This window comes from Rhizobium sp. Pop5 (genome assembly GCF_024721175.1).
Taxonomy (GTDB): Bacteria; Pseudomonadota; Alphaproteobacteria; order Rhizobiales; family Rhizobiaceae; genus Rhizobium.
Genome location: NZ_CP099399.1, coordinates 1,467,362 through 1,486,739 on the forward strand (window position 1 = coordinate 1,467,362; position 19,378 = coordinate 1,486,739).

Annotated in this window: 21 protein-coding genes; 12 read left to right on the forward strand and 9 right to left on the reverse strand. The window is 60.8% G+C overall.

The genetic code is table 11. The features are described from left to right. Positions 1-101 precede the first annotated feature (101 nt). Positions 102-611 carry a GNAT family N-acetyltransferase gene (locus tag NE852_RS09425; RefSeq protein ID WP_037171533.1) on the forward strand — a complete coding sequence of 170 codons (510 nt, stop codon included), beginning with the start codon at positions 102-104 and terminating at the stop codon, positions 609-611. A 44-nt stretch (positions 612-655) separates the two neighbouring features. Here NE852_RS09425 and NE852_RS09430 read toward each other — a convergent pair whose 3' ends face one another. Together NE852_RS09430 and NE852_RS09435 are read right to left on the reverse strand one after the other, a co-directional pair. Beyond that, positions 656-1,030 (reverse strand): VOC family protein, encoded by a 375-nt coding sequence (locus tag NE852_RS09430; RefSeq protein WP_008527070.1) that lies wholly within the window; start codon positions 1,028-1,030, stop codon positions 656-658. A gap of 13 nt (positions 1,031-1,043) precedes the next feature. Beyond that, a complete protein-coding gene (locus tag NE852_RS09435) occupies positions 1,044-1,214 on the reverse strand; it encodes a hypothetical protein (RefSeq protein WP_164841424.1) in 171 nt (56 codons plus the stop codon). 270 nt (positions 1,215-1,484) lie between these two features. Between NE852_RS09435 and gatB the strand changes: the two genes are divergently transcribed. The 5 genes from gatB (at position 1,485) to NE852_RS09460 (ending at position 5,022) form a co-directional block, all read left to right on the forward strand. After that, entirely contained in the window at positions 1,485-2,987 is a 1,503-nt protein-coding gene (gene gatB, locus NE852_RS09440; protein ID WP_008527066.1) for an Asp-tRNA(Asn)/Glu-tRNA(Gln) amidotransferase subunit GatB, read from the forward strand. Between the two features lie 3 nt (positions 2,988-2,990). After that, positions 2,991-3,494 carry a GNAT family N-acetyltransferase gene (locus NE852_RS09445; protein ID WP_008527064.1) on the forward strand — a complete coding sequence of 168 codons (504 nt, stop codon included), beginning with the start codon at positions 2,991-2,993 and terminating at the stop codon, positions 3,492-3,494. Between the two features lie 4 nt (positions 3,495-3,498). Next, positions 3,499-3,972: a GNAT family N-acetyltransferase gene (locus tag NE852_RS09450; RefSeq protein WP_037171531.1), complete on the forward strand. Its 474-nt coding sequence runs from the start codon at positions 3,499-3,501 to the stop codon at positions 3,970-3,972. 103 nt (positions 3,973-4,075) lie between these two features. Further along, positions 4,076-4,471 carry an NADH:ubiquinone oxidoreductase subunit NDUFA12 gene (locus tag NE852_RS09455; protein ID WP_008527060.1) on the forward strand — a complete coding sequence of 132 codons (396 nt, stop codon included), beginning with the start codon at positions 4,076-4,078 and terminating at the stop codon, positions 4,469-4,471. A 110-nt stretch (positions 4,472-4,581) separates the two neighbouring features. Next, positions 4,582-5,022, forward strand: coding sequence for a DUF2155 domain-containing protein (locus tag NE852_RS09460; RefSeq protein WP_008527058.1), 441 nt, complete (start codon positions 4,582-4,584; stop codon positions 5,020-5,022). Positions 5,023-5,059: 37 nt separating this feature from the next. On the opposite strand, the gene aat is transcribed toward NE852_RS09460, so the two are convergent. From aat to NE852_RS09485, 5 genes are all read right to left on the reverse strand, one after another. Then, positions 5,060-5,674, reverse strand: a complete 615-nt coding sequence (gene aat, locus NE852_RS09465) for a leucyl/phenylalanyl-tRNA--protein transferase (protein WP_008527055.1) — start codon at positions 5,672-5,674, stop codon at positions 5,060-5,062. Positions 5,675-5,681: 7 nt separating this feature from the next. Beyond that, entirely contained in the window at positions 5,682-7,037 is a 1,356-nt protein-coding gene (gene accC / locus NE852_RS09470) for an acetyl-CoA carboxylase biotin carboxylase subunit (RefSeq protein ID WP_258156445.1), read from the reverse strand. Between the two features lie 4 nt (positions 7,038-7,041). After that, entirely contained in the window at positions 7,042-7,515 is a 474-nt protein-coding gene (accB, locus tag NE852_RS09475) for an acetyl-CoA carboxylase biotin carboxyl carrier protein (protein ID WP_008527043.1), read from the reverse strand. 20 nt (positions 7,516-7,535) lie between these two features. Beyond that, positions 7,536-7,973: a type II 3-dehydroquinate dehydratase gene (aroQ, locus tag NE852_RS09480; protein ID WP_008527041.1), complete on the reverse strand. Its 438-nt coding sequence runs from the start codon at positions 7,971-7,973 to the stop codon at positions 7,536-7,538. A gap of 161 nt (positions 7,974-8,134) precedes the next feature. Further along, positions 8,135-8,893 (reverse strand): DsbA family protein, encoded by a 759-nt coding sequence (locus tag NE852_RS09485; protein WP_008527039.1) that lies wholly within the window; start codon positions 8,891-8,893, stop codon positions 8,135-8,137. A gap of 205 nt (positions 8,894-9,098) precedes the next feature. Between NE852_RS09485 and NE852_RS09490 the strand changes: the two genes are divergently transcribed. Beyond that, a complete protein-coding gene (locus NE852_RS09490; protein WP_258156446.1) occupies positions 9,099-10,256 on the forward strand; it encodes a pyridoxal phosphate-dependent aminotransferase in 1,158 nt (385 codons plus the stop codon). 33 nt (positions 10,257-10,289) lie between these two features. On the opposite strand, the gene NE852_RS09495 is transcribed toward NE852_RS09490, so the two are convergent. Beyond that, complete coding sequence (locus tag NE852_RS09495) at positions 10,290-11,627, reverse strand: DUF2778 domain-containing protein (protein WP_008527034.1); 1,338 nt, start codon at positions 11,625-11,627, stop codon at positions 10,290-10,292. 207 nt (positions 11,628-11,834) lie between these two features. Continuing rightward, positions 11,835-13,685, reverse strand: a complete 1,851-nt coding sequence (gene phaC / locus NE852_RS09500; RefSeq protein ID WP_245270555.1) for a class I poly(R)-hydroxyalkanoic acid synthase — start codon at positions 13,683-13,685, stop codon at positions 11,835-11,837. A 146-nt stretch (positions 13,686-13,831) separates the two neighbouring features. Here phaC and NE852_RS09505 point away from each other — a divergent pair, with 146 nt between their 5' ends. From NE852_RS09505 to recJ, 5 genes are all read left to right on the forward strand, one after another. Continuing rightward, positions 13,832-14,245, forward strand: a complete 414-nt coding sequence (locus tag NE852_RS09505; RefSeq protein ID WP_008527029.1) for a hypothetical protein — start codon at positions 13,832-13,834, stop codon at positions 14,243-14,245. A 220-nt stretch (positions 14,246-14,465) separates the two neighbouring features. Continuing rightward, positions 14,466-15,683 (forward strand): LL-diaminopimelate aminotransferase, encoded by a 1,218-nt coding sequence (locus NE852_RS09510; protein WP_008527026.1) that lies wholly within the window; start codon positions 14,466-14,468, stop codon positions 15,681-15,683. 62 nt (positions 15,684-15,745) lie between these two features. Continuing rightward, positions 15,746-17,071 carry a homoserine dehydrogenase gene (locus NE852_RS09515; protein WP_258156447.1) on the forward strand — a complete coding sequence of 442 codons (1,326 nt, stop codon included), beginning with the start codon at positions 15,746-15,748 and terminating at the stop codon, positions 17,069-17,071. Between the two features lie 158 nt (positions 17,072-17,229). Then, complete coding sequence (locus NE852_RS09520; protein ID WP_258156448.1) at positions 17,230-17,475, forward strand: hypothetical protein; 246 nt, start codon at positions 17,230-17,232, stop codon at positions 17,473-17,475. A gap of 80 nt (positions 17,476-17,555) precedes the next feature. Continuing rightward, positions 17,556-19,358, forward strand: a complete 1,803-nt coding sequence (recJ, locus tag NE852_RS09525; RefSeq protein WP_008527012.1) for a single-stranded-DNA-specific exonuclease RecJ — start codon at positions 17,556-17,558, stop codon at positions 19,356-19,358. Positions 19,359-19,378: the final 20 nt, after the last annotated feature.

Here is a 19,378-nt window from a genome sequence, read left to right on the forward strand (position 1 = left end):
AATCAGGTCGAAAAACCACAGTTTCCACGCATCATCCCTTTGGGGCCACTGGTAAATTCCGCGACTCAATGGTCTATTTGCTGGGTAACGCGGAGGTGTCGTTGATCCACATTCGCAATGCCCGCGACGGGGAAGCGGAACTGTTGAGCGAGATCGGGCTGCGGGCCTGGCAAAAGGCGATGGCGTCAATCGGCGAATCGGACGCGATGATCGACGCGGCGCGCAACGCCTTTCGCAATTTCGTGGAAAATGACTGGCTGACCATCACCGTCATCGAGCAGAACGGCCAGGTCGCCGGCTGGGCGGCGCGCGAGGGACTTGACGAAACCATCTCGGATTTCTGGATCGATCCCATCTTCACCCGTCAGGGGCTCGGCTCCGCGCTTCTCCAACGCATCGAAAAGGATATCTCCGAGCAGGGCTTCGAGAAGGCGGCGATGCAGACCCATTCCGGCAATAACGAGGCGATCGGCTTCTTCCGTAAGCACGGCTATGGCATCCACTGGCTCTCGGTCGCCTATAATCCAAAGCTCGACCGCGACGTGCCTTCGGTCGGGCTGACCAAACAGCTCGTTTCCGACGGCGACCGAGGATACGGGCAAGAGTTTTGATGTGCAGCAAATGCCGCCAGCTGCGGTTCTCGGCCCATGGCGAACTATTCGGACGTCACGCAAAAGTTGTTGCCTTCAGGATCATTCAATACCGTGTAGGCATCCGTCTCGCGGACGTATGTCGCGCCAAGCGATAGGAGCCGTTCCACTTCCTTCTCCCGATCCATGGCGGCGATATCGAGATGAACCCGGTTGCGGGCGGGACGCTCTCCCTGGCGAAGATGGAAGCAAAGGCGGGTTCCCGGCCCTTCGACCATCACGGTCGGGTCCGTTTCCGGTGTCAGTCCCATCGCGGCAAGGCGGGCCAATTCCGCATCGTCATAAGGCATCACTTGGTAGCCATCGAGCGCCGCCGCCCAGAAACGAGCGACGCGCGAGGGAATGTCGCAGTCAGTGACGATTTCTTTCAGCTTTCCCATGGCGTTTCTAAAACTAGTCGGATTTACGCTGGAAAACCCGCTCGACAACCGCGCCGCCGGCGGCCGGCAGTAATGCGAAAAGCATCAGCTGCGGTATTCCCTGTAACGTCAACAGGCCGGAAAGGGTAAGCGCGACCAATAATCCCGCCAGAGTCCCAACCAGATAGGGCAGATAACCCTTCAAAAGCGCCTCCATATGATGAGGGTCTCAAATCCATAGCTACATTTTGGCTGAAGATAGAGATCATTGTAACATCGGCAACTGAGCCGGTCGAATTTCGCGTCGATGGTCCGTGCTCATGCGGAACCTAGCCGTTGCTGGCGCAAAATAGCTCCGCGGCTCAAGCAGAAGCGGGGGCGGTGCAACCGTTACACAATTCCGCGAAAGTCTTGCACCGGCACGCCATTTCCTTTACCTCACGAGTGGAAAAGAACAGCCTGCAAAGAGCATCAGATGACCCTTGTCGACGTCCGCACGCCCGATCCGAAACGCTTCATCCCCGGCGCCACCGGCGACTGGGAAGTCATTGTCGGCATGGAAGTCCATGCCCAGGTGCTGTCCAATTCGAAGCTCTTCTCCGGCGCCGCGACGGAATTCGGCAAGCCGCAGAATTCGAACGTCTCGCTCGTCGATGCCGCCATGCCCGGCATGCTGCCCGTCATCAACGAGGAATGCGTCAGGCAGGCCGTGCGCACCGGTCTCGGCCTCAAAGCCCAGATCAACAAGCGCTCGCTGTTCGACCGCAAGAACTACTTTTATCCCGACCTGCCGCAGGGCTATCAGATCTCGCAGTTCAAGGATCCGATCGTCGGCGAGGGCAAGATCGTCATTTCGCTCGGACCGGACCGCCAGGGCCAGTTCGAGGATATCGAGATCGGCATCGAACGCCTGCACCTGGAACAGGATGCCGGCAAGTCGATGCACGACCAGCACCCGACCATGTCCTATGTCGACCTCAACCGTTCCGGCGTCGCGCTGATGGAGATCGTCTCCAAACCCGACATGCGCTCGTCCGACGAAGCCAAGGCCTACATGACCAAGCTGCGCTCGATCGTGCGCTATCTCGGCACCTGCGATGGCAACATGGACGAGGGCTCGATGCGCGCCGACGTCAACGTCTCCGTCCGTCGTCCTGGCGAGGCTTTCGGCACGCGCTGCGAAATCAAGAACGTCAACTCCATCCGTTTTATCGGCCAGGCGATCGAATACGAAGCCCGCCGCCAGATCGGCATTCTGGAGGATGGCGGCGAGATCGAGCAGGAAACGCGCCTCTTCGATCCCAACAAGGGCGAAACGCGCTCGATGCGCTCCAAGGAAGACGCGCACGACTATCGCTATTTCCCCGATCCGGATCTGCTGCCGCTCGAATTCGACGATGCCTTCATCAAGGCGCTCGAAGCCGACCTGCCGGAACTGCCCGACGACAAGAAGGAGCGCTTCGTGCGCGAACTCGGCCTGTCGGTCTACGATGCTTCCGTGCTCGTCTCCGAAAAGGCGATCGCCGACTATTTCGAGGCCGTGGCAGCGGGCCGCGACGGCAAGACGGCGGCAAACTGGGTGATCAATGACCTGCTTGGCGCGCTGAACCGCATCGGCAAGGACATCGAGCAGACGCCGGTCTCGCCGGCTCAGCTTGGCGCCATCATCGACCTCATCAAGGCGGGAACCATCTCCGGCAAGATCGCCAAGGACCTCTTCGAGATTGTGCTGACCGAAGGCGGCGATCCGGCCGAGATCGTCGAAGCGCGCGGCATGAAGCAGGTGACGGATACCGGCGCGATCGAAAAGGCCGTCGACGAAATCATCGCCGCCAATCCCGAACAGGTCGAAAAAGTCAAGGCGAAGCCGACCATGGCGGCATGGTTCGTCGGCCAGGTGATGAAGGCGACCGGCGGCAAAGCCAATCCGCAGGCCGTCCAGGCGCTCGTCAAGGCGAAGCTCGGCATCGAGGAATAAGCAGTGTATTTCGTCCGCACCGCCGGAGAGCACGACCTGGAGAAGGTTCGCGCGCTTCTGGCGGAGAGCTTTCACGCCACCTATGACGGCCTCCACGGCAAAGCCAAGGTGGATGAGCTGATCACCCATCTCTTTACGCCGGCAGCGCTGAAGGCGCGGCTGGCGCGCAAGGATGCGGAGTTTCTTGTTGCCGATGATGGCCGCAATATCGGTGGCGTGGGTTATGCGGCGATGTCGCAGAAGCTGACAAAGACGGTCATGCTGCACCTCCTTTATGTCAGCTCGAAACTGCAGCGTCAGGGCATTGGCCGCGATATTTTCGCCGAGCTCGAAACCTGCTTCCCGGACGCGGAAATCATGCGTCTGGAAGTCGAGCCGCAAAATGCGGCGGCGATTGCCTTCTATCAGGCGCATGGTTTTGCGGAGGTCGGCCGCAGCGAAAATAACGCATCCGGACAATCCGGCATTCCGTCGCTGATTTTCGAAAAACCGCTTGGAGGCCATTGAGATTATGGCGGTCGCGTCGTCCGACCTTCTCATTCGAGGGGCGCGCAGGGATGATTTGCCGGCACTTGTGGCGTTGTTTGCCGCCGATGCGCTTGGCGGCCACCGCGACACGACGGATCCCGAGGCTTTTCCCGAGTATGTCAGGGCCTTTGCCGCTATCGAGGCTTCTCCCGATCAGACGCTATACGTCGCAGAGCACGGCGGCGAGGTCGTCGGCACCTTCCAGACGATGGTGACGACCTCGCTCACTGGCCGCGGCTCCTCGGCGATGATCATCGAAGCGGTGCAGACCCGCGCCGATATGCGCCGGCAGGGGATCGGCGCGTTGATGATTGAATTCGCCATTGCCGAGGCGAAAGGTCGCGGGATCAGGCTCGTCCAACTGACATCGAATGTAGTGCGCAGGGATGCCCACCGTTTCTACGAAAGGCGGGGCTTCAAGCCATCGCATCTCGGTTTCAAGATGGCCCTGAAATGACCGTCGTTTCGGCGGGAATCACTGGACAATTCGGCGTGGCGGCGGCATAAGCGAAAAAAGCCTTTCTGCTTTCGTCCGCGTCCTGCGGCCACGAGGAAAAGACATGATCAAGTTCCTGCTGCACACCTTCACCTGGTGGAACAACTACACTCTCGGTACGCTGTTTGCCCTTCGCGGCTTCAAGCGCGTTGGTGAAGACGAGTTCGGCAATGTCTACTACGAAGGCGGCCTTTCCTCCTACGGGCTGGCGAAGCGCTGGGTGATCTACAAAGGTTATGCCGAGGCCTCCGCGATCCCGCCGGGCTGGCACGGCTGGATGCATCATCGCACTGATGTTCCGCCGTCCAAGGAAAATTACACCGCCAAGGAATGGCAGCGGCCGCACCGTCCCAACTTCACGGGTTCGCCGCAGGCCTACCGCCCGCCGGGTTCCCTTGCTGCTTCTGGCGAGCGGCCGCGCGTCACCGGCGATTACGACGCCTGGACGCCGGGCAACTGAGACGGCCAGACCGGGCGATCCCAAGCCCGGCTTTTGGCCACAATTGACCTTTACCCGCAGGTTGGCCGCGCTTGACTGCGGCCGTAGTTGAAAATTCTGGAGACGGGTACATGAAGCTCTTCACGCGGAACATGGTCCTGCGTGCCGCCGGATCGCTGCTGGCGCTCTCGGCTCTGCTTCCGACGGTAACGGCAAATGCCGCCCGCATCGACAATCCGGTTGCTGTCTTCTCCGGTCTCGACAAGATCACCGGCCGCATCACCACTTTCGATGTCTATGTCAACGAGACGGTACAGTTCGGTGCGCTGCAAGTGACGCCGAAGGCCTGCTACTCGCGCGATCAAACCGAAGCACAGAAGATCGATGGTTTTGTCGAAGTCGACGAAATCACTCTCGACCGCAAGATCCGCCGCATCTTCACCGGCTGGATGTTCGCCGATAGCCCCGGCCTCAACGCCGTCGAGCACCCGATCTACGACGTCTGGCTGAAAGACTGCAAGACGACCTCGGACGTTCCGGCTCCCGATAACGCCAAGGCGCCCACTCGCTAAGGCGGGGCTGTCGAATAGACGCCATCAATGCAACGGCTTAGAACTGAAGGTGTGGCGATTCCATCGCCGCGGCCAGCATTACGGCATAATCGGCCTTCGGAACGTCGATTGCTCCGAATGTCTTCAGGTGCTCGGTGGTGAATTGCGTGTCGAGTAGGGTGAAGCCGCTTTTCCGCAGCCGGCCGACCAGATGCACTAAGCAGATCTTCGAGGCATCCGTCCGCCGCGAAAACATGCTTTCGCCGAAGAAGGCCGATCCGAGCGAGACGCCGTAGAGGCCGCCGACCAATTCGTCGCCATCCCAGGCCTCGACGGTATGGGCATGGCCCATGTCGAAAAGCGTCGAATAGAGCGATCTGATCGTTGTGTTGATCCAGGTACTGGGGCGGCCCGATGTCTCTTCCGCGCAGGCGGCGATGACCGCATCGAAAGCATGGTCGAAACGGATTTCGAACGGCTTCCGGCGAACCGTCTTGGCGAGACTTTTCGATATGTGGAAATCATCAAGCGGCAGCACGCCGCGCAATTCCGGTTCGACCCAGAAGATCTCCGGGTCGTCGGCGGATTCGGCCATCGGGAAGAGCCCGATGGAATAGGCGCGCAGGAGAATTTCAGGGGTAATGCCTGGTGACTTCCTGCGCGATCCTGCCATTCCTGTCCTATGCCGCCGGCGTGTTGGCGAGATGGTGTTCCAGCCAGTGGATGTCGTAATCGCCGTTGGCGATATCCTGGTTGGAGACGAGATCCTGGAACAGCGGCAGCGTCGTATTGATGCCGTCGACCACGAACTCGTCGAGCGCCCGGCGCAGGCGCATCATGCATTCGACGCGGGTGCGGCCGTGCACGATCAGCTTGCCGATGAGGCTGTCGTAATAGGGCGGGATTTTATAGCCCTGATAAGCGCCGGAATCGATGCGCACGCCAAGGCCGCCCGGCGCGTGGAAATGCGTGATCGTGCCGGGCGAGGGCACGAAGGTGCGCGGGTGTTCTGCATTGATGCGGCATTCGATGGCATGACCGGAAAAATGTACCTCGTCCTGCGTCACCGACAGACCGCCGCCGGAAGCGACGCGGATCTGCTCGTGCACGAGGTCGATGCCGGTGATCGCTTCGGTGATCGGATGCTCCACCTGCAGGCGGGTGTTCATTTCGATGAAATAGAACTCGCCGTTCTCGTAGAGGAATTCGATCGTGCCGGCGCCGCGATATTTCAGCTTCTTCATGGCGTCGGCGCAGATCTGGCCGATCTTCATGCGCTGCTCGACGTTGAGCGCCGGCGAATTCGCCTCTTCCCAGACCTTCTGGTGGCGGCGCTGCAGCGAGCAGTCGCGCTCGCCGAGATGGATGGCATTGCCTTCGCCGTCGCCGAACACCTGGATTTCGATGTGTCGCGGCTTGCCGAGGTATTTTTCCATGTAGACGGCGTCGTTGCCGAAGGCCGCCGCCGCTTCCGTGCGCGCCGTCGACCAGGCTTCGATCAGGTCAGCCTCGCTCTTGGCGACCTTCATGCCGCGCCCGCCGCCGCCGGCCGTCGCCTTGATCAGCACGGGATAGCCGATTTCAGCCGCTGTCCTGATCGCGTCCTCTTCGGTCTTCACTTCGCCGTCCGAGCCCGGAACCACCGGAATGCCGAGTTCCAAGGCCGTCGTCTTGGCGGTGATCTTGTCGCCCATGATGCGAATGTGATCCGCCGTCGGCCCGATGAAAGTGATACCATGGGCTTCGAGAATATCGGCGAATTTGGCATTCTCGGACAGGAAGCCGTAGCCCGGATGCACGGCGTCGGCGCCGGTGATCTCGCAGGCGGCGACGATCTGGTGAATGTTCAGGTAGCTCTCGCGGGAAGAAGGCGGGCCGATGCACACGCTTTCGTCGGCAAGGCGCACATGCATGGCATCGGCGTCGGCGGTGGAATGAACCACGACGCAGGCGATGCCGAGCTCCTTGCAGGCCCGAAGCACGCGAAGGGCGATTTCCCCGCGATTGGCGATGAGGATTTTCGAAATCATGGGCATCGGCCTATTCGATGACGACGAGGGCTTGGCCGTATTCGACGGGATGTCCGTCATCGACGAGGATCTCGGTCACCTTGCCCGACTTCGGCGAGGGGATCTGGTTCATCGTCTTCATCGCTTCGATGATGATAAGCGTCTGGCCTTCCTTGACGGTCGCGCCGATCTCAATGAAGGGACGCGCGCCCGGGGCCGGGGCCATGTAGACGGTGCCGACCATCGGCGCATTGACGACGTTGGCGGGGTTGCGGCTGGGAGCTGCGGCCGAGGCGGCAGCGGCTGCTGCCGGTGCGGCGGCTGCAGGCGCGGCAAAAGCCGGCGCTGCGATCGGCGCCTGAACATACTGCATCGCGCCGGCGCGCGAAACGCGGATACGCAGGTCGTCCTGCTCGACCTCGATCTCCGTCAGATCCGTATCGTTGAGGATGTTGGCGAGATCGCGGATCAGTGCCTGATCGATACCCGATTTCTTTTCAGCCATGGTGTTGCCCTGTCTTCTTCTTATGCCGTGATGTTCTTCAGCGCGTGGAGCGCCAGGATGTAGCTGTGAGGCCCAAAGCCGCAGATCACGCCCTTGCATGCCGGCGCGATCATCGACTTGTGGCGGAATTCTTCCCGTGCGTGCACGTTCGATATGTGGAGCTCGATGACGGGAATTGATATGGCGCGGATCGCATCATGCAGCGCGATCGATGTATGCGTATAGGCGCCTGCATTGATGGCAACGCCGACGGCTTTTTCGTCCGCCTCGTGGAACCAGTCCACAAGCGTGCCCTCGTGGTTGCTCTGGCGGAAATCGATATCGAAACCGAGCTCGCGGCCGGCCGCTTTGCAGTCCGCCTCGATGTCCTTGAGCGTCTTGCCGCCATAGATGCCGGGCTCTCGCTTGCCCAGCATGTTCAGGTTGGGGCCGTTCAGGACAAAAATTGTTTGCGTCATCGAATGTTCCGTAAAATGCACGACGGCAACCTATAGACTCCGCGAGGGCTGAATGAAAGCCCTTACGGATTGGCCGGCAGGAATCGCGCCACATTTGTCCACATGGCTGAAACGTTTCGATTTTGGCGAATTGGTGAGCGGCCCGGTTGACCGCCCGCGGCTCAGCAGGCGGTCTTGCCGCAGCTACGCATATTCTTGACCTTGGCTTCGAGCTCGTCGAACCCGACGGCGCCCGGCACCAATTCGTTGCCGATCACATAGGAGGGCGTGCCGCTGATGCCGAGACTGGAGGCAAGCTGGTATGTCGCCTGAACGATTCCGTCATTCGGGCTCTTGGCCATTTCGGCGCGAAGCTTGTCTTCCTTGACGCCGAGAGAGTTTGCTACCGCGATCGCGCTTTCTTCAGAGGCGCGGCCTTCGTTGCTGAGAAGAGCAACGTGGAAATCGGCATATTTCTCGGGCGCCAGCCTGCGGAAGGCATCGGCCACCTTATGGGCAGCGACCGAATCCGGTCCGAGGATGGGGAATTCCTTCAGCACGAAGCGGACGTTCTTGTCTTTCTTCAGCATCGCCTGCATGTCGGGAAGCGCATGCCGGCAGTAGGTGCAGTTATAATCGAAGAATTCGACGACCGTCACATCGCCTTTGGGATTGCCGAGCGTGATGTCATCCTTCGACTCGAATATGTTGTTGCTGTTTTCCTCGATCGCCATATTGGCTTTCACCAGCCGCGCGGCTTCCTGCTTCTTCTGCAACGCATCCTGAACGTCGAGCATGATCTCGGGGTTCTCGATCAGATATTGCTTGATGAACTCGCCGAACTCCTTCTTCTGCTGATCGTCGAGCGCTGCTGCCGGAAGCGGAAGAGCGATTGATGCGGCAAGCGCCAGTGCGGTGAAGGTTTTCGGGATGAATGCCATGATATCCTCGTCATCGGCGGTATGATCGTCTCGGTGTCGAGACGTCGCCGGGTTAATGGACTTGAATGCTTCGCGTCAAGGTACGGCGCGTTCTCTTCTCCTCAAACAGGATTTTTCATCCCAGCGCGACCCTCGCGGGATTGTGATGAGCCGATTATTGCGGCAATTGTCGGGCCACCATTCAGAAGCCGAGCGAGAAGCGATCTTGTTTTCCATATCGAAACGCAGTGAAGTCGAGCCTTTTCACGCCATGGACGTATTGGCGGAGGCGACGAAGCGGCGCGCGGCCGGACATCCTGTTATCTCCATGGCTGTGGGTCAGCCTTCGCATCCGGCCCCCGAGGCCGCCCTGAAAGCAGCTCGCGAAGCGCTTTCCGAAGGCAGGATCGGCTATACTGATGCACTGGGGACGGCACGGCTGAAATCGGCGCTTGCCCAGCACTACAGGGACCGGCATGGCCTAAAGATTGATCCGGCGCGCATCGCCGTCACGACGGGGTCTTCGGCGGGTTTCAATCTCGCTTTCCTCACGCTTTTCGATGCCGGCGATGCCGTGGCGATCGCAAGGCCCGGCTATCCCGCCTACCGCAATATCCTCGGCGCGCTGGGGCTGAAGGTTCTCGAGGTGCCGGTCACGGCGGATACCCATTTCACCCTGACGCCGGAAAGCCTGGAGGCGGCGCAGAAGGAAAGCGGCTTGAGGCTGAAAGGCGTACTGCTCGCCAGCCCCGCCAATCCGACTGGCACGGTGACCGGCCGCGACGGGCTGAAGGCGCTGGCGGATTATTGTGCGGCCCATTCCATCGCCTTCATCTCGGATGAGATCTACCACGGACTGACTTTCGCTGGCGAGGAGGCGAGCGCGCTGGAGCTGACCGACGAGGCGATCGTCATCAACTCCTTCTCCAAATATTACTGCATGACCGGCTGGCAGATCGGCTGGATGGTGCTGCCGGAACGCCTGGTGCGGCCGGTCGAGCGTGTGGCGCAGAGCCTCTATATCTCGCCACCCGAGCTCTCCCAGATTGCTGCCACGGCCGCTCTCGGAGCAAGCGACGAGCTGGATCGCGTCAAGGCAAGTTATGCCGCAAATCGCGAGCTGCTGCTCGACCGACTGCCCAAGATCGGCCTTGCACCCGCTTCGCCGATGGATGGCGCTTTCTATGCCTATGTCGATGTTTCGCGCTTCACCAATGACAGCATGGGTTTTGCCAAACGGATGCTTGCAGAAATCAACGTCGCGGCAACACCAGGCCTGGATTTCGATCCGCTGGAGGGACATCGAACCTTGCGTCTGTCCTATGCGGGTTCGCAAACAGAGATCGCCGAGGCGGTGGAGCGAATAGCAGTCTGGTTGAAGTAGTAGGGGGCAAGCGGCTGCTTGCCCATCCGTCGCTCAGCTTCGCGACGAAAACAGCGAGGCGAGCGTCGAAGCCGGTTTGCCGTTCAGCCGCGGCACCACAACGAGCTGCCTGATATCCCCGCGCCTGTAGGCTGCGAGGAAGCGTTTGTAATCCTTGAAAGATACGCAGCCGTTGGAATCGCCGTTCTTGCCGAGCATATAGGTATGGGCCAGCAGGCCGACACGGTCATAGATGGCGTCCGCGCCCTCGACCGGCGTCAGCCGGATTGCCGCGACGCCATGGAAAAGGCTCTCGCGCATGGTGAGGATATAGGTGTGCGGCGGCGTCGGTCCGCGCATCTTCTGGTTCACATAGCGCGGATTGTCACGCATCTTGCCGAGACCGGAGTGAGCTTCCAGCCGTTCGCCGTTCGGCAGATAGACGGTGCTGTTCTCGATATCGTAGATCGCGACACCTGCGCGCAGCTTGGGCGAGAAGACCGGCTTGTCGTAGCGCGGCACGGCATCGTCCTCGTCATCCTCGATCGGCGAGTTCGGCTTCGCATAGGCAAGGACTGGCTCGGCCGCGCGCTGTTCCCCCTTGGAAGCCGGAGCAGGTTTGCCGACGAGGCCGTCAGGCCGCGCCATCGGCAGCGGCACCGAATCCGCGTCCGGCGCCAGAACGAGATCGAAGGGCTGTTGCTCTTCAGCCTCTGCAACGACCATAGGCGCCGATTTTTCTGCAGGCGCCGACGCCGTTTTCATTGTGGCGGCAGCCGGCTCGACAGGTCCTGGAGCAATCTGTTGCGGTCCGGCATCGGCGAGCGCCAGCAGGGCAGGGAGTTGGACGGCCGCGACGGCTTCCTTGGAGGGAATGATGATGCGGTCTTGGTTTTCCTCGTCCGCGTCGATTTGAGCAACCTCGGCCGAAGGCGTGACGATATCGTCCTTGGCGAACTTTGCGCTGTCGGCGAGAGCGGCCGGCGTTGCGGCTGCAACCGCCACTCCAAGGCGGTTGTTCTTCGCGAGCGCAAGCGTCGCCATTGCGGCGGCATTTGTCTTTTTCGCATGCGAATGAATGAGGTCGGCCGTCAGGGCCACGACCGGCTTGGCATCGAAAGCGGCCAGCCGGTCAGCCTTGCCGACATGGATCAACCGTTCGTGGTTCGTCGCCGGCTTGAGTTTCGGCGCCGGTGCCACTTGCGTGAAGCCGTCGGACGGGGAAGCGGGTGCGGCGATCGAATGCATCGTCGCGAAGGTCGCGACCAGCCATGTGGAGGTCAGAAGTCCGGCGCCGACGACACCGTAAAGAAAACCGCGAGATCTGCGCAAACGCAAAGCAGACCCGCCAAGAGGGGTGACGTCATCGAACGTCCCTACCGCTAACGCCATACTACACTCGTCTTTCAAACTCGCTACGCAGGCCGGCGGCACTGACTGACTAAACTTCGCCGGGGCCGGTAAAGGCGCAAATGGGCCGAATTTGGACCAAGCGCGACTTCAGGCTGTTTCACAAGGATGACGAATTATGGTTTCTAATTTGTTTACGCGCCGTTGCTCTTTTTCTGGATGTCCCAAAAAGAGAGGCGTGCGGCCCTCTCAGGCGCGTTCCATCACATAACTTCCTGGCGCTTCCTCGATCGCGTTCAGCGCGTCGCCGCCGGGTTTGCGCGCCGGCACGCGTCTGCCGTCATGCGTTTCGATCCAGGTCTGCCAATGCGGCCACCACGATCCCGGCGTCTCGCTTGCCTGCTCGATCCAGGCCTCGTATTCGCCCTTGGCTGGGCCGCCCGTCCAGTATTGATATTTCTTCTTGTCGGGCGGGTTGACGACGCCGGCGATATGTCCTGAGCCGGTGACAACGAATTCCACCTTGCCGCCGAAGAACTGGCTGCCGAGGAAAACGGATTTGGCAGGCGCGATGTGATCCTCGCGGGTGGCGAGGTTATAGATCGGGATCTTCACGTCCTTCAGCGACACCGCTTTGCCGTCGAGGATCATCTCGTTGCGCGTCAGCGCATTCCGGAGATAGCAGTTGCGCAGGTAAAAAGCGTGGTTTGCCGCCGCCATGCGCGTCGAATCGGCGTTCCAGAACAACAGGTCGAAGGGCAGGGGCTCCTGGCCCTTGAGGTAGCTGTTGACGAAATAAGGCCAGATCAGCTCCGAGGCGCGCAGCATGTTGAAGGCCATCGACATCTTCGAGCCGTCGAGGTAGCCCGCCGCCTGCATATGCTCCTCGAGCGCTGCAAGCTGCTCCTCATCGACGAAGACCTTGAGGTCGCCGGCATGGGTGAAATCGACCTGTGTGGTAAAAAGCGTCGCGGTCTTGATGCGCTTGTTTTTTTCCTTGGCATGCAGAGCCAATGTTGCCGCCAGCAGCGTGCCGCCGACGCAGTAGCCGACGGCGTTGACTTCCTTCTCGCCAGTTGCCTTCTCGATCGTTGCAAGCGCAAAATCGATGCCCTCGCGGGCATAGGCGGCCCAGTCCTTCTCGGCATGGCGCGCATCCGGGTTGACCCACGAAATGACGAAGACCGTCTGACCCTGGTCGACACACCATTTGATGAAGGATTTCTGCGGGTTGAGGTCGAGAATATAGAACTTGTTGATCCAGGGCGGGCAGATCAGCAGCGGCCGTTTAAGCACCGTTTCTGTCGACGCTTCGTATTGGATGATCTGGCAGATGTCATTCTGGGCAATCACCTTGCCCGGTGTCAGTGCCATGTCGCGGCCGACGGCGAATTTCGTCATGTCGGTCTGGCGCAGGCGAAGATCGCCCTTTCCGGCAGCGATGTCCTCGGCCAGCATCTTCATGCCCCGCACCAGGTTTTCGCCGCTGGTTGCGATCGTCTCGCGGTAGAGCTGCGGATTGGTGGCGACAAAATTGCTTGGTGAAAGCGCTGCCGTGATCTGCTTCACGTAGAAGCCGGCCTTATGCTTGGTGTGCTCGTCGAGGCCATCGGTCTCCGACACGAGCTTATCGGCCCAGTCTGATGTGACGAAATAAACCTGGCGCAGAAAATCGAAGAAGGGATTCTTCTGCCAGTCTTCGTCCGAAAAGCGCTTGTCCTTGCGGATATCCGGCTCGGCAGGCGTCGGCTCGCCCTGCATGCGCTGCATCGAGCGCATCCAGATGCCGAAGAACGAGGACATCAGCTGCGTCTGCGCCTCGAAGGTGCGGCGCGGATCGGCGATCCAGTATTCGGTGACCTTGGATAGCGTCTTGACCATATCGGTCATCGGATCGACGACTGTGTCGGTGATCTCGCCGCGTTCGCGCGGCGCAAGCCAGGCCGAGGCGGCTTTCCCGAGATTTTCGAGCGCCCGGGCAAAATTCACCGTCATGGCCTCGGGATCCTTCAACAGATAAGGATCGAGATCGGTCGCGTCGAAACCGGCTTTGCCGCCATTTTTCTGGCCGCCATTCTCCTGCTTGCTGTCGGTCACCATTTCCTCCGGCGGCAGCACTCTTTTTATCCATTCGTTGTACATCGTGACCGAACGAGAAAACAAGTTCCACCCGCATCGGCTCATGCTATTGCTTTGTGGCGGCGACAAATTTAACAGTCGAAGCAGTCAGAACTGGATTTTGAGGCATGACGAAGAACGGCATTCGGCGCATCGCAACCTTCAACCGCACCGCATTGATCTGCGCCGCGGCGGCGATGGCCCTTGCCGGATGCAATCTGACGGCAGAGCAGAAGGCTGCCGCCGCCGCCAAGCGAGCGGCGCCGACCGCCGTTGTCATGCCGGCCACCAAGGGCGAGGCGGTCGAAGGTGGCCTTACGAAATACCCGGACGGCTATCCGAATTTCGGTGCGCCGCTGACGGCCGCCAACGTTCAGATGAGCGACGAACAGGCAGCCGAACTGCAGCATCAGCTGACCGCGCTTGCCGGCCAGCGCAAGGCCGGCACGATCACGGAAGCCGAATACCAGGCCAAAGTCGCCGAAATGCGCCGCATTGCCGCCGAGCATGGTGCGCAAACGCTCTCTGAAATCTCCAAATAAACCTTGCCTTTCAGGCAATTTGGACGCAAAGCCTTCCGGATGGATCGGAAGATGCATTTTTCCTGAGAATGCGCGCTGCGCGGCGTTTCCGTCAAAGATTTGCCGTGTGGCTTGGGTCTGATGAATACGGCGCTGCGATTCTGAAGTTCGTGTCGCAGCCGCCGGAAGACGGAACGAACTTCGATCGCGGCCGAAAAGCCGCCTTTCCATGGGGAATGAAATGGAAGAGTTTCACAAAGTCCGGCGTTTGCCGCCTTATGTTTTCGAACAGGTCAACCGTTTGAAGGCAAGCGCGCGAGCGGGCGGCGCCGATATCATCGATCTCGGCATGGGAAACCCTGACCTTCCGACCCCTCAGGCGATCGTCGATAAGCTCTGTGAAGTCGTGCAGGACCCGCGCACTCACCGCTATTCGTCCTCCAAGGGCATTCCCGGTCTGCGCCGCGCCCAGGCTGCTTACTATGCCCGCCGATTCGGCGTGAAGCTCAACCCGGACACGCAGGTTGTCGCGACCCTTGGTTCCAAGGAAGGCTTCGCCAACATGGCGCAGGCGATCACTGCGCCGGGCGACGTGATCCTCTGCCCGAACCCGACCTATCCGATCCATGCCTTCGGCTTCCTGATGGCCGGCGGCGTGATCCGCTCCATGTCGGTCGAGCCGGACGAGAGCTTTTTCCCGCCGCTTGAACGCGCGGTCCGCCATTCGATCCCGAAGCCCTTGGCATTGATTCTCAACTACCCTTCGAACCCGACGGCTTTCGTCGCGACGCTCGATTTCTACAAGGACGTTGTCGCCTTCGCCAAGAAGCACGACATCATCGTGCTGTCGGACCTTGCCTATTCCGAGATCTACTTCGACGGCGCTCCGCCGCCGTCGGTTCTCGAAGTGCCGGGTGCAATGGATGTGACCGTCGAGTTCACCTCGATGTCGAAGACTTTCTCCATGCCCGGATGGCGCATGGGCTTTGCCGTCGGCAACGAGCGGCTGATCGCCGCCCTGACGCGCGTGAAGTCCTACCTCGACTACGGCGCCTTTACGCCGATCCAGGTGGCGGCGACGCACGCTCTGAACGGCGATGGCTCCGACATTGCGGAAGTCCGCAACGTCTATAAGCGTCGCCGCGACGTCATGGTCGAGAGCTTCGGCAAATCAGGCTTCGAAGTGCCGCCGCCGGCCGCCACCATGTTCGCCTGGGCGAAGATCCCGGAAAAGTTCCGTCATCTCGGTTCGCTTGAGTTCTCCAAGCTGCTGGTCGAGAAGGCCGACGTCGCCGTTGCCCCGGGCATCGGCTTCGGCGAGATGGGCGACGACTACGTCCGTCTGGCGCTTGTCGAGAACGAACACCGCATCCGCCAGGCCGCGCGCAACATCAAGAAGTTCATGTCGACGGCGGACGAGACGATGCACAACGTCATCTCGCTCAACGCACACCGTTAATTCCAACCTCGAAGACAGCCGCAGATCTGCGGCTGTCTCTCACCACATTTCAGGATCGATCCATGGCAGATGCCCTCAAAATCGGCATTGCGGGCTTGGGCACCGTTGGCGCTTCACTCGTCCGCATCATTCAGCAGAAGAGCAACGAGCTTGCCGTCACCTGCGGGCGTCCGATTACGATCACCGCGGTTTCCGCGCGCGACAAAACGCGGGACCGAGGCGTCGATCTCTCCGCTGTCACCTGGTTCGATCGGCCTGAGGATCTGGCCGAAAAGGGCGATATCGACGTCTTCGTCGAGCTGATGGGCGGGGCCGAAGGGGCCGCCAACGTCTCGGTGCGAACAGCGCTCCAGCGTGGTCTCCATGTGGTGACAGCCAACAAGGCGCTGCTTGCCTATCACGGCGTCGAGCTTGCGATGATCGCGGAAGAGAAGGGCTCGCTACTGAATTTCGAAGCGGCGGTCGCCGGCGGTATCCCCGTCATCAAGGCGCTGCGCGAATCGCTGACAGGCAATGCCGTCTCGCGCATCTACGGCATCATGAACGGCACCTGCAATTACATCCTGACCAAGATGGAGAAGGAAGGGCTTCCCTTCGCAGAATGCCTCAAGGAAGCGCAGCGGCTGGGTTATGCCGAAGCCGATCCCGCCTTCGACATCGAGGGCAACGATACCGCCCATAAGCTTGCCATCCTGACGACGCTCGCCTTCGGCAACCGCATTGCGGCCGACGACATCTATCTCGAAGGCATCACCAATATCTCGATCGAGGACATCCACGCCGCCGCCGAGCTCGGCTATCGCATCAAGCTGCTCGGCGTCGCCCAGCGCACCGATACCGGCATCGAGCAGCGTGTGCATCCAACCATGGTACCGGTCGATTCGGTCATCGCCCAGGTCGACGGCGTCACCAATGCGGTGGCGATCGAATCCGATGTGCTCGGCGAACTGTTGATGGTCGGCCCCGGCGCCGGCGGCAATGCGACGGCTTCTTCGGTCCTCGGCGATATCGCCGACATTGCCAAGAGCCAGCCGGGCGCCCAGCGCGTACCGGTGCTCGGCCATCCCGCAGCGGCGCTGGAGCCCTACCGCAAGGCACGGATGCAGAGCCACGAGGGCGGCTATTTCATCCGTCTCACCGTGCTCGACCGCACCGGCGTCTTCGCAAGCGTCGCAACCCGCATGGCCGAAAACCACATCTCGCTGGAATCGATCGTCCAGCGCTCCAAGCAGCATCTGGCGCCTTCGCACCATCAGACGATCATTCTCGTCACTCACGCGACGACGGAAGAGTCGGTGCGCAAAGCCGTCGCCTCGATCAAGTCGGAGGGTTATCTTTTCGGCGAGCCGCAGGTTATTCGCATCGAGCGGCCCAAAGAGGAAGGCTGAGCCCTTATCCTGAAGTGGGACGGATGCCGCCCTGTCTCTGGCAGGGCGGTTTTTTCTGTTATCTGTTTAACATTCCCTTACGGAAGTCTATATTAACAGATACCGAAATATTGATATAAATAAAACCGGAGATGGTGAGTCGTCGGCGGGAGAGTTTCATGAGCAAGGACAGCCATGCCGGGAAGGGGTATGGCCGCCCGGGCGAGGCGCCGCCAGACCATCCCAATATGCTTGAGCAAATCCTCGAGCCGATCCACAGTGAGATTCGCAAAGATCCTCAAGATGAGCTTGACGGCGACGAATACACGCCAGGCCGCAACTGGGCCATTTTGCTGACGCTGTTTTCGGTCCTGCTGGTGCAACTCGCCGGCATCGCCCTGATCGTCTGGGCCGTGTTCTGGTAAAAATCCGTGTCTGCGAACTCCTCGCTATGTTATCTCCGCTGCTCCTGTAGAAAGAGCAGATAAAGTCAGCGGAGTTTGGCATGGCAGATCTCGTCGATCCCGTACAGCGCGCGTTTCTCGGCGTGGAGAAATCCGCGCTCGACAATCGCTGGGTCGCGCGGCTCGATCAGGCCGGGCAGAATCGCGCGCTGGCCATGTCGCAGATTCACGGATTGCCGGATCTGATCGCCCGCGTATTGGCGGGGCGCGGCGTGACGGTGGACGAGGCGATCGAGTTTCTCGATCCGACGATCCGCGGCCTGATGCCCGATCCCCATACACTGACCGATTGCGAAAAGGCGGCCGTCCGTCTCGTGCGCGCGATCGAGCGCGGGGAGAATGTCGCAATCTTCGGCGACTACGACGTCGATGGTGCGGCCTCGTCGGCGCTGATGTTCCGCTTTCTCAGCCATTTCGGCGTCAAGGCGAACATCTATATTCCCGACCGCATCTTCGAAGGCTACGGCCCCAATCCGGCGGCAATCAATCAGTTGATCGACAATGGCGCTCAACTGATCGTCACCGTCGATTGCGGCTCCACCAGTCACGAGGCGCTTGCAGCCGCTGCCGCGCGCAATATCGATGTCGTCGTCATTGATCACCACCAGGTGACACATGAGCTGCCGCCCTGCCATGCGCTCGTCAATCCGAATCGTGAGGATGATCTCTCGGGGCAGGGGCATCTTTGTGCTGCGGGCGTCGTCTTCATGGTGCTGGTCGCGACATTGCGGCTGCTGCGCGCGGCCGGGAACAAGCGCATCCTGGCGCTCGACTTGCTGCAATGGCTTGACATCGTGGCGCTTGCGACGGTCTGCGATGTCGTGCCCTTGAAGGGCCTCAACCGCGCTTATGTCGTGAAGGGGCTGGTTGCCGCCCGGCACCAGAGCAATGCCGGCCTTGCCGCACTCTTCCGCAAGGCTGGGCTTGCCGGCCCTGTCACGCCCTATCATTTCGGCTTCCTCATTGGCCCGCGCATCAATGCCGGGGGGCGGATCGGCGACGCGGCGCTCGGAAGCCGCCTGCTGACGCTTGACGATGCGGGAGAGGCTGAAATGATCGCGCAGCGCCTCGACGAACTCAACCGTGAGCGTCAGGCGATGGAGGCGATGATGCTGCAGGAGGCGGAAGCCGAAGCGCTCGCCGAATATGGCGACGGCGAGGGCGCGTCCGTCATCGTCACGGCCCATGAGAAATGGCATCCCGGTATCGTCGGGCTGATCGCCGCACGGTTGAAGGAAAAGTTCAAACGGCCGGCCTTCGCGATCGCCTTCGATCCTTCCGGCCGCGGCACCGGCTCGGGCCGCTCCATCAACGGCTTCGACATGGGCAGGATGGTGCGGGCGGCGGTCGACGAGGGAATACTCGTCAAGGGCGGCGGGCATGCCATGGCCGCGGGATTGACGGTCGAGCGCGACCATCTCGGCCGGCTGAGGACTTTTTTCACGGAGAAGGCCGAAAGAACGGTGGCAAACCTTGTCGCCAACGAGACGCTCAAGATCGATGGTGCGATCGGCGCGAGCGGTGCAACCCTCGAACTTATCGATCGTCTGGAGGCTGCCGGCCCCTACGGCTCAGGCCACGCACAACCGCTCTTTGCCGTGCCGGCCCATCGCGTGCGCGACGCGCGCCTGGTCGGCGAGAAGCATGTGAAGGTAACGCTGGAGGCAATGGACGGATCGCGGCTGGATGGCATCGCCTTTCGCGCCGCCGATACGGCTCTCGGAGGTCTGCTGCTCAATTCGCGAGGCGCAAGTCTCCATGTCGCAGGCTCCCTGGGCGCCGATCATTACCAGGGCGCACGCCGCATCCAGCTGCGCGTCTGCGATGCAGCGCCTGCGAAATAGGATCGTCACGCAAGCATCTG

Coding starts and splice junctions, on each gene's coding strand:
- NE852_RS09430 (WP_008527070.1), bottom strand. CDS start 1,030: ATGGGAAAGCTGAAAGAAATCGTCACTGACTGCGACATTCCCTCGCGC.
- gatB (WP_008527066.1), top strand. CDS start 1,485: ATGACCCTTGTCGACGTCCGCACGCCCGATCCGAAACGCTTCATCCCC.
- NE852_RS09450 (WP_037171531.1), top strand. CDS start 3,499: ATGGCGGTCGCGTCGTCCGACCTTCTCATTCGAGGGGCGCGCAGGGAT.
- NE852_RS09455 (WP_008527060.1), top strand. CDS start 4,076: ATGATCAAGTTCCTGCTGCACACCTTCACCTGGTGGAACAACTACACT.
- NE852_RS09460 (WP_008527058.1), top strand. CDS start 4,582: ATGAAGCTCTTCACGCGGAACATGGTCCTGCGTGCCGCCGGATCGCTG.
- aat (WP_008527055.1), bottom strand. CDS start 5,674: ATGGCAGGATCGCGCAGGAAGTCACCAGGCATTACCCCTGAAATTCTC.
- accC (WP_258156445.1), bottom strand. CDS start 7,037: ATGCCCATGATTTCGAAAATCCTCATCGCCAATCGCGGGGAAATCGCC.
- accB (WP_008527043.1), bottom strand. CDS start 7,515: ATGGCTGAAAAGAAATCGGGTATCGATCAGGCACTGATCCGCGATCTC.
- aroQ (WP_008527041.1), bottom strand. CDS start 7,973: ATGACGCAAACAATTTTTGTCCTGAACGGCCCCAACCTGAACATGCTG.
- NE852_RS09485 (WP_008527039.1), bottom strand. CDS start 8,893: ATGGCATTCATCCCGAAAACCTTCACCGCACTGGCGCTTGCCGCATCA.
- NE852_RS09495 (WP_008527034.1), bottom strand. CDS start 11,627: ATGGCGTTAGCGGTAGGGACGTTCGATGACGTCACCCCTCTTGGCGGG.
- phaC (WP_245270555.1), bottom strand. CDS start 13,685: ATGGTGACCGACAGCAAGCAGGAGAATGGCGGCCAGAAAAATGGCGGC.
- NE852_RS09505 (WP_008527029.1), top strand. CDS start 13,832: ATGACGAAGAACGGCATTCGGCGCATCGCAACCTTCAACCGCACCGCA.
- NE852_RS09510 (WP_008527026.1), top strand. CDS start 14,466: ATGGAAGAGTTTCACAAAGTCCGGCGTTTGCCGCCTTATGTTTTCGAA.
- NE852_RS09515 (WP_258156447.1), top strand. CDS start 15,746: ATGGCAGATGCCCTCAAAATCGGCATTGCGGGCTTGGGCACCGTTGGC.
- NE852_RS09520 (WP_258156448.1), top strand. CDS start 17,230: ATGAGCAAGGACAGCCATGCCGGGAAGGGGTATGGCCGCCCGGGCGAG.
- recJ (WP_008527012.1), top strand. CDS start 17,556: ATGGCAGATCTCGTCGATCCCGTACAGCGCGCGTTTCTCGGCGTGGAG.